Genomic DNA, 15,133 nt, shown 5'->3' with positions numbered 1-15,133 from the left:
TGTTATCTAGTTTTGAAGGAATATATGTTTTTCTTCTTGACATTTCGAAAGAAATGTTTAAAATGATAAAAGTCTGGTAATGATGGCAGAGAGGTCACACCCGTTCCCATACCGAACACGGAAGTTAAGCTCTCTAGCGCCGATGGTAGTTGGGACCTTGTCCCTGTGAGAGTAGGACGTTGCCAGGCTAATATTATTCCGCAGTAGCTCAGTGGTAGAGCTATCGGCTGTTAACCGATCGGTCGTAGGTTCGAGTCCTACCTGCGGAGCCATTATGCTTCCATAGCTCAGCTGGTAGAGCACTTCCATGGTAAGGAAGAGGTCACCGGTTCAAGCCCGGTTGGAAGCTTGGGAAGAGTTTTAAAAAATTTTGGCCCGTTGGTCAAGTGGTTAAGACACCGCCCTTTCACGGCGGTAACACGGGTTCGAATCCCGTACGGGTCACCACTTTTGGAGGATTAGCTCAGCTGGGAGAGCACCTGCCTTACAAGCAGGGGGTCGGCGGTTCGATCCCGTCATCCTCCACCATATATATTTTAAATGTCGGAGGGGTAGCGAAGTGGCTAAACGCGGCGGACTGTAAATCCGCTCCTTCGGGTTCGGCAGTTCGAATCTGCCCCCCTCCACCATTTTCTTTAAAATAACCTGAGAGGGTTTATTTTTTTGAAAAGATAACCATACTAGTAAATATTAATGGGCTATAGCCAAGCGGTAAGGCAACGGACTTTGACTCCGTCATGCGCTGGTTCGAATCCAGCTAGCCCAGCCATTTACGAGCCATTAGCTCAGTTGGTAGAGCATCTGACTTTTAATCAGAGGGTCGAAGGTTCGAGTCCTTCATGGCTCATCATTTTTGCGGAAGTAGTTCAGTGGTAGAATACAACCTTGATAAGCGTGAGGTCGATGGTTCGAGTCCATTTAGGCCCACCATACAACTTGGGGCCTTAGCTCAGCTGGGAGAGCGCCTGCCTTGCACGCAGGAGGTCAGCGGTTCGATCCCGCTAGGCTCCACCAAAAAGCTTAAATCAAATGAGTATGTTTTTTTGTGAATGAAATAGACAACTTTCATATTTTTCATTTAAAATGGAGAAAACGTGAAAATAAAGGATGGGGATAATTGTGAAAGTTGTTATTGCATCTGATTCATATAAAGAAAGCTTAAAAGCTATAGAAGTATGTGAGGCTATTGAAAGAGGTTTTGGAGCAATTTTTCCTAAAGCAGAGTATGTAAAAATACCAATTGGAGATGGAGGTGAAGGAACGGTTGATTCACTTGTCGATGCCATAGGGGGGAGGATTACATCACTTCATGTGACAGGACCGCTTAGAGAACGTGTACAAGCCTTTTACGGTATGTCTAAAGATAAAAAGACAGCGTTTATTGAAATGGCAGCAGCATCAGGGTTACAACATGTTCCGGTTAAAAAGCGAAATCCACTTGTTACAACGACGAAAGGAACAGGAGAACTTATACTACATGCGCTAGATGAAGGAGCTGAGCACATTATTTTAGGACTTGGAGGAAGTGCTACAAATGATGGGGGAGCAGGTATGTTGTCAGCTTTAGGAGTTAGGTTTATAAATGGAAAAGGGGAAGTAATAGATCCATCTGGAGGAACGTTACATTCGATTGTCACTATTGATTTTTCGCGAATGGACTCACGCTTAGCGCATATAAAGATAGAAGCAGCATGTGATGTAGATAATCCGTTAGTTGGAATAAGGGGAGCATCTCTCGTATTTGGACGGCAAAAGGGTGCGGATGCAGAGATGATGAAAGAGCTGGATGAGAATTTAAAGCATTATGCGTATATCCTTAAACAATACTTATCTTGCGACGTATCTAAAATACCTGGTGCAGGAGCTGCAGGAGGAATGGGAGCAGCTGTTATGGCAGTGTTAAAGGGAAACTTGCGGAGAGGAATTGAAATTGTATTAGATTATACAAAATTTGATAAGCATATAGAAGGTGCAGATTTAATTATAACTGGTGAAGGTAGAATAGATGAACAAACAGCATATGGAAAGGCTCCTGTAGGTATTGCGGAGCGTGCAAAGCGTTTTCACATTCCTGTCATTGCTATTGGAGGGTCTGTATCTCCGGATTACACCGCTGTTCATGAAAAAGGGATTGATGCAGTATTTAGTATTACATCGAGCCCGATGACATTAGAAGAGGCATATAAAGTAGCAGCAGAGAATATCGAAATGACAGCAAAGAATATTGCTGCAGTGTGGAAAATAGCATCAGCAAAACACTCCTAAATGTAGAAGTGTTTTTTTTATTATTATCTAATAATAATGATGGTAGTTGTTTAATTAAGTTAACTTTATACATAGAATAGTCTTAACATTTGGGTTTCAAAGCGGATATAAGTGAATAATTTGTATATCCATACAGAAAAATGTCGAGTTGAGTCAGACTATATAAAAGATTTAAAATATTTAGTGAAGGCACAAAAGGGGGATACTATCTATGAAAAAAGAAATCTCAGTTATTGGAGTTCCAATGGATTTAGGACAGATGCGTCGTGGAGTTGATATGGGGCCGAGCGCAATCCGTTATGCAGGCGTAGTTGAAAGAATTCAAGAAATCGGATATGACGTTAAAGATATGGGAGATATATGTATAGAGAGAGAAAAAGAAGTAGATGTAAATACAAGCTTAAGAAACCTTACACAAGTTGCAACTGTATGTAACGAATTAGCAAGTAAGGTGGATCATATTATAGAAGAAGGTCGTTTTCCACTTGTATTAGGTGGTGACCATAGTATCGCTATCGGTACATTAGCTGGTGTTGCGAAACATTATAAAAATTTAGGTGTTATTTGGTATGATGCACATGGTGACTTAAATACAGAAGAAACTTCACCATCTGGAAATATTCACGGTATGTCACTTGCAGCAAGTTTAGGGTATGGACATTCTTCACTTGTAGATTTATACGGGGCATATCCAAAGGTGAAAAAAGAGAATGTTGTAATTATCGGTGCACGTGCATTAGACGAAGGAGAAAAAGACTTTATCCGCAATGAAGGTATTAAAGTATTCTCAATGCACGAGATTGATCGTATGGGTATGACGGCTGTTATGGAAGAAACAATCGCGTATTTATCTCATACTGATGGTGTCCATTTATCATTAGATTTAGATGGTCTTGATCCTCATGATGCACCAGGAGTTGGAACGCCTGTAATCGGTGGTCTATCTTATCGTGAAAGCCATTTAGCAATGGAAATGTTAGCGGAATCTGATATTGTTACATCTGCTGAGTTTGTTGAGGTAAATACGATTTTAGATGAGCGAAATAGAACGGCAACAACAGCGGTTGCTTTAATGGGTTCTTTATTCGGTGAAAAACTAAAATAAATGTAAGAAAAGCAACTGAGAAGTTGCTTTTTTTATTTGAAAATAGGCGTATAATAATGATTTATATTATACTGTACTGTACGATAAGAATGTTTGACATCTTACCAATTTAGACCAAAGGGGGTTGTTTGTAATTGTTGTTTGTTTCATGTATGGTATAATTAACTAGTTGTTGGAAATACATACAGATAGAGCATAAAAACAATATTTCAATATATGGATAGAATTGCTCGTAAGTAGGAGGAAGGGTTAGCATGCCTTTTGAAGATACGACCATTTTGAAATATCTTAGTACGGTATTAGATATTGCCGTTGTATGGTTTATTATATATAAGCTAATTCTCATAATCCGAGGGACGAAAGCTGTTCAACTTTTAAAAGGGATTACAGTTATTATTGTCGTTCGGATGATCAGTATTTTCCTTGAATTGCATACGCTATATTGGCTAACTGAGCAAGTATTAACGTGGGGATTTTTAGCCGTGATTATTATTTTCCAGCCAGAATTACGAAGAGCGCTTGAGCAGCTAGGACGCGGGAGCCTGTTTTCGCGTGTTGGGAATCAAGAGGATGATGAACCTGAAATCGTTGCAACAGCGATAGCGAAAGCAACGGAATATATGGGGAAACGTAGAATAGGTGCATTAATTACTTTGTCAAAAGAGACCGGTATGGGTGATTATGTGGAAACGGGTATTCCGCTAAATGCAAACGTATCATCGGAATTACTCATTAATATTTTCATTCCTAATACACCTCTTCACGATGGAGCAGTAATTATGCAAGGAAGTACCATTAAAGCAGCAGCATGTTATCTGCCGTTATCGGAAAGTCCATTTATCTCTAAGGAGTTAGGAACTAGGCATCGCGCTGCAATGGGAGTTAGTGAAGTTACGGATAGTATTACAGTAGTTGTGTCGGAAGAAACAGGCCAAATTTCTTTAACGAAAAATGGTAAGTTGCATCGTGATTTGAAGACAGAACAGCTGAAAGATATGTTGTTAGCTGAGTTTAGTGCGAACGAAAAAACGACTTCTTCGTCTTTATGGAATTGGAGGAGAAAGCGTCATGGATAAGTTAATGGAGAATCATTGGTTTTTAAAAGGAATCTCATTACTATTGGCGTGTATGCTTTTTATGTCAGCGACTTTAACTGAAAAAAATACGACATCAGGGATACTACCTTTTGCAAATGATGCGAAAGAAACATTAACTAATTATGATATTAACCTTAAGTATGATGAAGAGAAATATATTGTAAGTGGTATTCCGGCAGAGGGCGTTAAGGTAAAGTTAGAGGGCCCAAAAGCAGCAGTTGCTACAGCAAAAGCAAAAAAACAATTTGATATACCAGTTGATTTGAGAGATAGCGAAACAGGAACTTATGAAGTTTCTTTGAAAACGAACGGGCTTCCAGATGATGTGAAAGGAACAGTTCAGCCATCGACAATTAAAATTACTCTTCATGAAAAAGCGAGAAAATATGTTCATGTAGACTTAAAATTATCAAATGAGGATCAGATGCCAGCAGGTTCTACCCTCGAAAAATCAAACATTAAACCTGATACTGTTGAGGTAGTTGGGACGAAAGAAGAAATTGAAAGTATTTCATCTGCTAAAGCGTATATTGATTTAAAAGGTGTTAATAAAACTGTTACGAAAACAGCCGAAGTTACATTATACAATAAAGAAGGAAAACGTTTAAATGTAAGAACAAGTCCATCTAAAATTAATGTAACGTTGAATGTGACGACGCAAGCAACGGCCAATAATACTGAAAAAACTGTTCCTGTAACGTATACGAAAAAGGGGAGTTTACCAGAAGGATTGGCCGTTACAAATATTAGCGTTGAGCCGAGAGAAGTAACGATAGCAGGTCCAAAAGATGTATTGGATAATATACAATCGATAGAGGGGGTCGAAGTAGATCTTAGTCAATTGACAGAGTCTACAACATTCGATACCTCTGTTTTATTGCCAAAGGGTGTAACAAGTGCAAAGCCGAATCAAGTGAAGGTTTCAGTAGGCGTGCAAAAAACAAAACAAACGAAAACAAGAACGATTGATGGTATATCAATTCAAAAAAATGGACTTTCTAAAGATGTTACGGCCCAGCTACTTTCGCCGCAAGATGGGAAGATAAGCGTTGATATTTCAGGAGAAACAAGTATAGTAGATAAAATAACAGCAGCTCAAATAACAGCAGCGATTAATCTGCAAAATGTATCTCCAGGGACGAAGGATGTTTCTATTCAAGTGAGCGGTCCTGGTAATATTTCAATAGAGCCAAAACAAAAAAGTGCTAAAGTCACAATTGTGAAGAAAGAAAATCCAGATAAAGAAGTACAGGGTAACGGTGAAAAACCAGATTCAAATAATAATCAAGATAATCAAACTGAAAAACCAAAAAATCCTGAACCTGAACCTGAGCCTAAACCTGATCCGGAAAAGGAAAAGGAAAAGGAACAGGAACAAAATAAAGAAAAAGAAACTAGTCAAGAGCCAACAGTAGATAATCAAAAAGAGCCAGAAAAAGGAGCGAATCATAATGGGTAAATATTTTGGTACAGATGGAGTACGTGGGGTTGCGAACCAGGAGTTAACGCCTGAATTAGCGTTCAAAATTGGACGTTTCGGTGGTTATGTATTAACAAAAGATACAGATCGTCCAAAAGTAATTATCGGTCGTGATACACGTATATCAGGACATATGCTAGAAGGAGCTTTAGTAGCAGGTCTATTATCAACTGGAGCAGAAGTAATGCGCCTTGGTGTTATTTCTACACCAGGTGTTGCTTACTTAACAAAAGCGTTAGATGCACAAGCGGGTGTTATGATTTCTGCATCTCATAATCCAGTACAGGATAACGGAATTAAATTCTTTGGTTCAGACGGTTTTAAATTAACGGATGAGCAGGAAGCAGAAATCGAAGCTTTATTAGACAAAGAAGTTGATGAATTGCCACGTCCAACAGGTACTAATCTTGGACAAGTGAGTGATTATTTTGAAGGTGGACAAAAATATTTACAATACATTAAACAAACTGTAGAGGAAGATTTCTCTGGTTTACATATCGCCTTAGATTGTGCGCATGGTGCTACGTCTTCTTTAGCTCCATATTTATTTGCTGATTTAGAAGCTGATATTTCAACAATGGGTACTTCACCAAACGGTATGAACATTAATGATGGAGTAGGCTCTACACATCCAGAAGTATTAGCTAAATTAGTAAAAGAAAAAGGTGCTGATATCGGTCTTGCTTTTGATGGTGATGGTGACCGTTTAATCGCTGTAGATGAAAAAGGAAACATCGTTGATGGCGATCAAATTATGTTTATTTGTGCAAAGTACATGAAAGAAACTGGTCAACTAAAGCACAATACAGTTGTTTCAACAGTTATGAGTAACTTAGGTTTCTATAAAGCGCTTGAAGCTAACGGTATTACAAGTGATAAAACAGCAGTTGGTGATCGCTACGTAATGGAAGAAATGAAGCGTGGTGGATATAACCTGGGAGGAGAACAATCAGGTCACATTATCTTACTTGATTACATTACAACTGGTGATGGAATGTTAAGTGCACTTCAACTTGTAAACATCATGAAAATGACGAAAAAACCATTATCTGAGCTTGCAGGAGAAATGACAAAATTCCCGCAATTACTAGTAAACGTTCGTGTAACAGATAAAAAACTAGCACTAGAAAACGAAAAAATTAAAGAAATTATTCGTGTTGTAGAAGAAGAAATGAATGGTGATGGCCGCATTCTCGTTCGTCCATCTGGAACAGAGCCACTTATTCGTGTAATGGCAGAAGCACCAACACAAGAAGTTTGTGACGCATATGTACATCGCATTGTAGAAGTTGTGAAAGCGGAAGTTGGCGCTGAATAATTTGATAAATTTATTGAAAAAGGAGCACAAGAAGTGCTCCTTTTTCATATGTTTTATAGACGATGAAAAAAATTTCATTGACGGTTTATCCATGTTTGTTATAAGATGGTCTTGTTCTTTTTCTCAAAGGAAATATTGTAAATTATAGAAGCGCCAGAACTACAAGTAGTGTAGTTGACGAGGTGGGGTTTATCGAGATTTCGGCGGATGACTCCCGGTTGTTCATCACAACCGCAAGCTTTTACTTAAATCATTAAGGTGACTTAGTGGACAAAGGTGAAAGTGTGATGAGAGAAAAGGAACGGATGAAAACTAGCTGTATAAGTATATACGGACTTAAACCCAATCGAGAGGAAGGTGAAAGCCGTTACAAGCTTACAGGGCTAGCAATATGTAATCCGTTTTTTAGTATAAATAAAAATGGTATCGGACTATGTCGTTACATGTTCGCAGAGCAGTGTAAGCATTTGTAACGGCGACTAAACATGTGTGGAATCGTAGGATTTATTGGAGAGCAAGATGCAAAGGAAATTTTATTAAAAGGTTTAGAAAAGCTAGAATATCGTGGATATGATTCAGCAGGTATTGCAGTACAAGCAGAGAACGGTGTTGTTGTATACAAAGAAAAAGGCCGTATTGCAAAACTTCGTGAAATCGTAGACGAGAACGTAGCAGCAAGCGTAGGTATCGGACACACACGCTGGGCTACACACGGTGTTCCAAGTAAAGTAAACGCGCATCCGCATCAAAGTACATCAAAACGCTTTACACTAGTTCATAACGGTGTAATTGAAAACTATGAGTTAGTGAAAAAGGAATATTTACAAGATGTAACGTTCGTAAGTGAAACTGATACAGAGGTTATCGTGCAGCTTATGGAACAACAAGTGAGCACAGGATTAAGTGTAGAAGAAGCGTTCCGTAATGCGCTATCTCTTTTACATGGCTCTTATGCAATCGGACTACTTGATGCTGAAAATCCAAACATGATTTATGTTGCTAAAAACAAAAGCCCGCTATTAGTAGGTGTTGGTGACAACTTTAATGTTGTGGCGAGCGACGCTATGGCGATGTTACAAGTTACAGATCAATTTATTGAATTAATGGATAAAGAAATCGTAATCGTAACGAAAGAAAGTATTACAATTAAAAACTTACAAGGTGAAACGATTGAACGTGCACCGTTTACAGCGGAATTAGACGCAAGTGATATTGAAAAAGGAACATACCCTCATTTCATGCTTAAAGAAATCGATGAGCAACCACTTGTAATCCGTAATATAATTCAAAAGTATCAAGATGAAAATGGCGAGATTGAATTAGATCAAGACATCCGCAATGCGATTTTAGATAGTGATCGTATTTACATCATTGCATGTGGAACAAGTTATCATGCAGGTCTTGTTGGAAAACAATTTATCGAGAAGTTTGCAAAAATGCCAGTTGAAGTACACGTAGCAAGCGAATTCTCTTACAACATGCCACTATTAACAGAAAGACCATTCTTCATTTACATTTCACAAAGTGGTGAAACAGCTGATAGTCGTGCAGTACTTGTGCAAACAAATGAAATGGGTCATAAAGCATTAACGATTACAAACGTACCTGGTTCTACGCTTTCTCGTGAAGCTGATTATACACTTCCGTTATACGCAGGACCAGAAATCGCAGTTGCATCAACGAAAGCTTACACAGCCCAACTTGCAGTACTTTCAATTTTAGCTGCGGACATTGCTAAAGCAAAAGGTGAAGTTCTTGATTTTGATTTAACACACGAATTAGGACTTGTAGCAAATGCAATGATAGAACTTTGTGATCAAAAAGAAGAAATGGATGCATTAGCAAAACAATTTTTAGCAACAACTCGTAACTGTTTCTTCATCGGACGTAGCGTAGACTTCTACGTAGGATTAGAAGGCGCGTTAAAACTAAAAGAAATTTCTTACATCCAAGCAGAAGGATTTGCTGGAGGAGAGTTAAAACACGGTACAATCGCTTTAATCGAAAATGGTACACCAGTTATCGCACTTGCTACACAAGAGCACGTAAACCTTGGAATTCGTGGTAACGTGAAAGAAGTAGTAGCACGCGGAGCTAACCCATGTATCATCTCAATGAAAGGCTTAGAAATGGAAGGTGACAGCTTCGTACTACCAGCTGTACACGAAGCACTAGCACCGCTAGTAGCAGTTATTCCATTCCAACTTATCTCATACTACGCAGCACTTCACCGCGAGTGTGACGTTGATAAGCCACGTAATTTAGCTAAATCTGTTACTGTTGAGTAGGAGATTGGTAGGTTAATAAATATAGTTGTAGCTTTAAAATAAATTTACGAATTTGTACCCCTTTAGATATTTTATCTAAAGGGGTATTTTTGTGTGGAAAAAGAATATCTGAAATTGGTAAGTGGATAGAACCCTATAGATTTAAAGGTTTACTTTATCGAATTTACTTTGATTTACCTGAATTTTCTATTATCATTTTAAGTATCCGTGAACAATTTCCTTTATTACGACAAGAAGAGACGGTAGATTCATGGACATTACAAGGGGGCTTATTATATGAAAGTGAAAGCAAAAACATATTTAAGTATAGAAGAGATTATTTCATTACCGGCCGTATCAAATGCAAACATAAGTGATGATGGAAAAAACGTAGCATTTGTAAAAAAGTCAGTTAACTGGAAAGATAATACGTATAGAAATCATGTATGGATATATGAAACAGATAAAGAGAAGAGTTATCCACTAACAAATGGGGATATAGATAGTACACATCCATTATGGTCTCCAGATTCTAAGACTATTGCATACCTTAGCCCAGGCGGTGACGGAGCTAATACAAATCAGATCTTTGTTAAGTCAATAGACGATGGTAGTGAGGTTCAAATTACGGATGAGAAGGAAGGAGTTAATACATTCAAATGGGGGCCTACTGGTAAAGGGATTTATTATATTACACAGTCAAAAGAATGTGAGGAAATAAAGAAACGTAAGGAGCTATATGGAGATTTTCAACATGTAGGTAAGGAACATCAGAATAATTGTTTATGCTACATTGAAATAGAAAGAGTGATACAAAATGATATAGAAGAACGAGAGATTAACGGTGTGTATCAATTAACTGATGGAAAGGATTTTTATATAAATAACTTTGATATTTCAAATGATGGGACAAAGGTTGTATGTATGGCTACACCAAGCCTAAACGATCATATGAATGGTGATCTATATATATTAGATGTTGAAGCTGAGGAACTGCAAAAGATGAATGTAGATAAGTTGTTGGGCGGGAGCGTTTGCTTTTCTCCTGAGGGCAGCAAAATATGTTACTCAGCAAGCATAAGAGAGAAGGATTACTATAGAAATCATATACAAGATAATACATTAGAGATATATGATATGAATACGGGAGAGGTAATTCAACCTTTAATAAATTTTGATAGTACGGTTATGCCATTACAGTGGACAGCTAAAGGGATTTTAATTAGATGGCAGGATAAAACGAATTATCGTATTGGATTACTAGCTGAAGAGGGCACTGTGAAAACATTAAGCGAAAAAATAGATGGCTTTATAATGGATGTCTCTATAACAAGAGAAGGAAATCATATAACCTATAGTAAGGCTATAACAAATGAAACCTTTGAAATTTATTTAGACGACAAAAAAATAACGAATGAAAATAGCTTTTTCGAAGGAAGGCTTAAAAGTAACAGAGAAGTCATCTCATGGCAAAGTAGTGATGGTCTTGAAATAGAGGGTGTTCTATCAACACCAGTAGAGTTTGAAACAAATAAAAAATATCCCTTATTAGTAGTAATCCATGGTGGTCCAGCTTGGGCATCCTTTCCGATATTTTCAGACTGTTTCAATGAGAAATATCCGATTGAACAGTTTATCGAAAAAGGCTTTATCGTTTTAGAACCAAACTATAGAGGAAGTTCTGGTTATGGTAATGAATTTTTAAAAGCAATTTATAGAAAACAAGGAATTGCTGATTATGATGATATTATATCTGGAGTGGATGAACTAGTTGAAAAAGGGATGGTAGATAAAGAGAGAGTAGGAGTTATGGGATGGAGCAACGGGGGATATATATCAGCTTTCTGTTCTACGTTTAGTAATAGATTTAAAGCTATTTCAGTTGGGGGCGGAATTACGAACTGGAGTACTCATTATGTAAATACAGATATTCCTTACTTTATTAGAATGCATTTAGGAAATACTCCATGGAATGATCCAGAGATATATAAGAAAACATCACCAATGACATATATTAAATCAGCCTGTACGCCTACCTTAATCCAACATGGCGAAAAGGATGCAAGAATACCAATTACAAATGCATATGAATTACATCAAGGGTTAAAGGATGTGGAAGTTGATACAGAGTTAATTATATTTAAAGGAATGGCATATAGTCCTAATCAGCCGGGAATGAATGTAGCTATTATGAAACAGAATTTGAGCTGGTTTTCACACTATATTCTTGGGGAAAGTATGAAAAATTTTAGTACTATATAATGGATATCGGCATAGGTATTTTCGTTGTGCAACCGAGTTAGATTGTTGTAAACTGCGTTTAAATCATTATTGGGAAGATTTAAATGATTATAAGATTTGGAGTAAATAAGAAAGAGCCTATAATCAGGCTCTTTTTCTTATTTATATTTTAAAAGTAAACTGTTACTACGCAGTTTTACTTAATTTATATGTTTCATGGTTGTTTTTACGGAAAAGTTTAGGGAAAACATAGCCATCTAATCCAATACGTCCGGCATTATGACCTGCAACTAAAATGAACATAGTTAAAATAAGCAGGTTTGGATTTACACTAACAGTTCCGCTTAATAAAAATGAAAGGTTCATTATGATTCCGAAAAATGCAGCTGTTTTTGTTAATCCGCCTAAAATCAAACCTAGACCTACTAAAATTTCTCCCCATTGAACTAAAAAGCTAAATAGGTCTGCGTTTGGAAGAACAAAATGTTGAAGAAAATCTGCCCACCAACTTTGTACTGCAGGGTGGTCACCTGATGCCTGAGCGATAGCACCCTTTAGAAAACCACTTGCGTCAAAAGATTGTCCGAAAACTTTACCTATCCCAGCAGTGAGCCATGCATATCCTATGTAAAGCCGTAAAAGTAATAATATGAAAGTAGCACGTTTATCAGTTCTTAAAAAATTGATAACCATTGAAATCCCTCCAATATTGTATTTACAGGTTTATTATATATCCATTGTGAGAAGATTCACAATGGATATAATGTGAACAAAAATAGTGTTTTTATAAAAATAAAGAAGGCATATAACAATCATATGTTATATACCTTCTTTATTATATATTTAGTAATTTATTTAGGTAATGTAAATTTAGCTTTTTTACCTTGTGAAATATCTTTAGCTTCTTTATTTCTCATAGGACCTAACTCAATCTCAAAGCTTTTGTCTTTCCAAATCTTTTCATACTGCTCTTGATCTAAAATAAATACTTGTAGTAACTCTCCAGATGTTCCTGTTTTAACTGCAGCGTTATAGTCGTAATTTAGTAGCATACCTTCATTAATCGTATATTGTGTACCATCATTCACTCTTAATGTAGAGCTTATAGGAGATAGTGAAACATCTTGAGTATCTTTGTTATCAAGCTTGAATTTCACCGTTAATAGAACAATACCATTTTTGAAATTTGCAAAGCGTGGTGCTTCAACTGAATTTGGTGTGAATTGAGTAAATTGGTATCCGTCTAATGTAACATTAACAGCACCTAATTCTTGGCTGTTATTAATACTTGATTTCTCTTTTAACATTTTTTTATCGCCCATGTTATTAGCTGTAGCTTTATCTTGGTAGAAAGTTTTATCTGTTGCAACCTTTTCAGCACCTTGCGTATTTAAACTTAATGAAAAGCTTCCAGGGCTTCCGATTGGAGCATCGAATTTTCCTTTATTAGCTTGTGCAGTTGGGACTGTGACTGAGACTGTTGAGAGACTTGAAATTTTCGCTAGATCATCTTTTCCGAATGGATACGCGATATAACCAGAAATAGTTTCTCCTGCTTTTACTAAGTAATCATTCGTTGGAGCAAGCTTAGTTGGTAGCTGATCTTCTTTTGGAATTAAGTCTTTATAGTTACTATATACTTTCTGAGCACCAGTAAATGACATGTCCAATGCTGGCATATAATAGATATCTTTAGCTGAACTATTTTTTACGCTATAGTTCACAAGAATAACTCCGCCCTCTGTTTGACGGTTAAATGGAATGTTAAAGTCCGTATGGAATCCATTTAATTCAACTAATGTATAACTGTTCATTGATACTGAAACATCTTCAGCTTTATAGACTTGTGGTTCCTTATTTTCAAAAAGAGCTTTTGTTTTCCCGCCTGTTTCTTTTTCCATGTAGGAAATCAGTTTAGAATAATCGCTGGAGCTAGTAGCGGTATTTTCCGTCTTTTTATCTTCAGTTTTCTTGTCTTCGGATTTTTTTTCTTCAGGTTTATTTTCTTTCGTTGTATCCGTTTTTTCTGTCTTATTTTCTTTTTGTTCTTTATTTGCCGTATCGCTTTGACCACATCCAGTTATTACGAAAGCTGCTACGATTACTGCAGAAAATAAAGAAAGTATTTTTTTTGACATGTGTTTTTCCCCCTATTTGTTTAAAACTAAATTCTCACATTAGCCCCACGTTTTATTATAAGAAGGCTAGTCAATATTTACCAGCATTTTTTCTAATTATTTCCATTATTTAAATATTATAATATAATAAAATTGATAGAAGTTTGGAATGGAATAGTGATTTTTATTTTTAAATCATTTGAAATATTACATCATATTGGTATGATAGAAATAGAGGTATATGGAAAGGAGACAAGGACTCAATATGTGGATGAACTTGTAATGGTTAGAAATTAGATAGATGCATTTTTCTCTCATCAGTGAGGGGTTATTTAGCTATCTGTAAATCATTCAAGGACTGCATATTTGGCTTGTACACCCCCTTTGTAAGGATAGATACGTATGAGGGGAAATTTATATCTCTTATATAAAATATGCATCCTTTAAAATTGGAGGAGTATATGATGAATCAATTAAAAAATAAAGTAGCAGTTGTTACAGGTGTAAGTCGTTTAGATGGTATAGGCGCAGCGATTTGTAAAGAATTAGCTGAAGCAGGATACGATATATTTTTTACATATTGGACAGCTTATGATAAAGAGATGCCTTGGGTCGTTGATCAAAGTGAACAAATACAATTAAAAGAAGCTTTGCTAAAAAACGGTGTGAAAGTATCGAGTATGGAGTTAGATTTAACTCAGAATGATGCACCGAAAGAGCTTATAAATAAAGTTACTGAACAACTAGGATACCCTCATATATTAATTAACAATGCAGCGTACTCTACGAATAATGATTTCTCTAATTTGACTGCTGAAGATCTGGATAAGCACTACATGGTCAATGTTCGTGCGACTACATTGTTAAGTAGTCAATTTGCCCGAGGATTTGATAAGAAATCTGGTAGTAGAATTGTAAATATGACTTCGGGGCAATTTCAAGGACCTATGGTTGGAGAACTGGCGTATGCAACAACGAAGGGAGCTATTGATGCTCTTACTAGTTCGTTGTCAGCCGAGGTAGCTCATTTAGGAATAACAGTGAATGCAATTAACCCAGGTCCAACCGATACAGGCTGGATGACTGAAGAGGTAAAGCAAGGATTAAAGCCAATGTTTCCTTTTGGAAGAATTGGTGAACCGAAGGATGCAGCAAGACTCATTAAGTTTTTAGTAAGTGAAGAAGCAGAGTGGATTACGGGACAAGTTATTCATTCAGAAGGTGGATTCAAAAGATAAAAAGA

General features: G+C 36.8%; 11 protein-coding genes, 8 tRNA genes and 1 rRNA gene. 18 read left to right on the top strand and 2 right to left on the bottom strand.

Features of this window, described 5'->3' with window-relative positions; translation table 11 throughout:
- Positions 1–72 precede the first annotated feature (72 nt).
- The 17 genes from rrf to DN390_RS18680 all read left to right on the top strand — a co-directional run bounded on the left by rrf (position 73) and on the right by DN390_RS18680 (position 11,794).
- Positions 73–188: ribosomal RNA gene (gene rrf, locus DN390_RS18760) — 5S ribosomal RNA — on the top strand.
- A gap of 9 nt (positions 189–197) precedes the next feature.
- Positions 198–272: transfer RNA gene (locus DN390_RS18755), tRNA-Asn, on the top strand.
- 4 nt (positions 273–276) lie between these two features.
- Positions 277–349, top strand: a tRNA-Thr gene (locus tag DN390_RS18750).
- 23 nt (positions 350–372) lie between these two features.
- Positions 373–447, top strand: a tRNA-Glu gene (locus DN390_RS18745).
- 5 nt (positions 448–452) lie between these two features.
- Positions 453–528: transfer RNA gene (locus tag DN390_RS18740), tRNA-Val, on the top strand.
- A 17-nt stretch (positions 529–545) separates the two neighbouring features.
- A tRNA-Tyr gene (locus DN390_RS18735) sits at positions 546–629 on the top strand.
- 65 nt (positions 630–694) lie between these two features.
- A tRNA-Gln gene (locus DN390_RS18730) sits at positions 695–769 on the top strand.
- A 5-nt stretch (positions 770–774) separates the two neighbouring features.
- Positions 775–847: transfer RNA gene (locus tag DN390_RS18725), tRNA-Lys, on the top strand.
- 91 nt (positions 848–938) lie between these two features.
- Positions 939–1,014: transfer RNA gene (locus tag DN390_RS18720), tRNA-Ala, on the top strand.
- Between the two features lie 105 nt (positions 1,015–1,119).
- Positions 1,120–2,265, top strand: a complete 1,146-nt coding sequence (locus DN390_RS18715; RefSeq protein ID WP_147808086.1) for a glycerate kinase — start codon at positions 1,120–1,122, stop codon at positions 2,263–2,265.
- 211 nt (positions 2,266–2,476) lie between these two features.
- The gene (rocF, locus tag DN390_RS18710) at positions 2,477–3,370 is read left to right on the top strand and encodes an arginase (protein WP_147808085.1); all 894 of its coding nucleotides are present in this window, start codon (positions 2,477–2,479) and stop codon (positions 3,368–3,370) included.
- 254 nt (positions 3,371–3,624) lie between these two features.
- Entirely contained in the window at positions 3,625–4,446 is an 822-nt protein-coding gene (gene cdaA / locus DN390_RS18705) for a diadenylate cyclase CdaA (protein WP_060629223.1), read from the top strand.
- On the top strand, positions 4,439–5,926 hold the full coding sequence (locus tag DN390_RS18700) for a CdaR family protein (RefSeq protein ID WP_147808084.1): 1,488 nt from the start codon (positions 4,439–4,441) through the stop codon (positions 5,924–5,926). The genes cdaA and DN390_RS18700 overlap by 8 nt, the downstream gene beginning before the upstream one ends.
- Complete coding sequence (gene glmM, locus DN390_RS18695) at positions 5,919–7,265, top strand: phosphoglucosamine mutase (RefSeq protein ID WP_060629225.1); 1,347 nt, start codon at positions 5,919–5,921, stop codon at positions 7,263–7,265. The genes DN390_RS18700 and glmM overlap by 8 nt, the downstream gene beginning before the upstream one ends.
- Before the next feature lie 287 nt (positions 7,266–7,552).
- Positions 7,553–7,738: a hypothetical protein gene (locus tag DN390_RS18690; RefSeq protein ID WP_033659100.1), complete on the top strand. Its 186-nt coding sequence runs from the start codon at positions 7,553–7,555 to the stop codon at positions 7,736–7,738.
- Between the two features lie 12 nt (positions 7,739–7,750).
- The gene (gene glmS / locus DN390_RS18685) at positions 7,751–9,553 is read left to right on the top strand and encodes a glutamine--fructose-6-phosphate transaminase (isomerizing) (RefSeq protein ID WP_060629226.1); all 1,803 of its coding nucleotides are present in this window, start codon (positions 7,751–7,753) and stop codon (positions 9,551–9,553) included.
- 276 nt (positions 9,554–9,829) lie between these two features.
- Positions 9,830–11,794, top strand: coding sequence for a S9 family peptidase (locus DN390_RS18680; protein WP_147808083.1), 1,965 nt, complete (start codon positions 9,830–9,832; stop codon positions 11,792–11,794).
- Between the two features lie 165 nt (positions 11,795–11,959).
- Here DN390_RS18680 and DN390_RS18675 read toward each other — a convergent pair whose 3' ends face one another.
- Together DN390_RS18675 and DN390_RS18670 are read right to left on the bottom strand one after the other, a co-directional pair.
- Positions 11,960–12,466, bottom strand: a complete 507-nt coding sequence (locus DN390_RS18675) for a DoxX family membrane protein (RefSeq protein ID WP_060629228.1) — start codon at positions 12,464–12,466, stop codon at positions 11,960–11,962.
- Between the two features lie 158 nt (positions 12,467–12,624).
- The gene (locus tag DN390_RS18670) at positions 12,625–13,911 is read right to left on the bottom strand and encodes a DUF5068 domain-containing protein (RefSeq protein ID WP_147808082.1); all 1,287 of its coding nucleotides are present in this window, start codon (positions 13,909–13,911) and stop codon (positions 12,625–12,627) included.
- A gap of 440 nt (positions 13,912–14,351) precedes the next feature.
- Between DN390_RS18670 and DN390_RS18665 the strand changes: the two genes are divergently transcribed.
- A complete protein-coding gene (locus DN390_RS18665) occupies positions 14,352–15,128 on the top strand; it encodes an SDR family oxidoreductase (RefSeq protein WP_147808081.1) in 777 nt (258 codons plus the stop codon).
- Positions 15,129–15,133: the final 5 nt, after the last annotated feature.

The sequence above is a fragment of the Bacillus sp. SH7-1 genome, from assembly GCF_008042405.1.
Classification (GTDB): Bacteria; Bacillota; Bacilli; order Bacillales; family Bacillaceae_G; genus Bacillus_A; species Bacillus_A thuringiensis_N.
The sequence above is the reverse complement of the archived record's forward strand: the minus strand, read 5'-3'. Positions and strand labels throughout refer to the sequence as shown.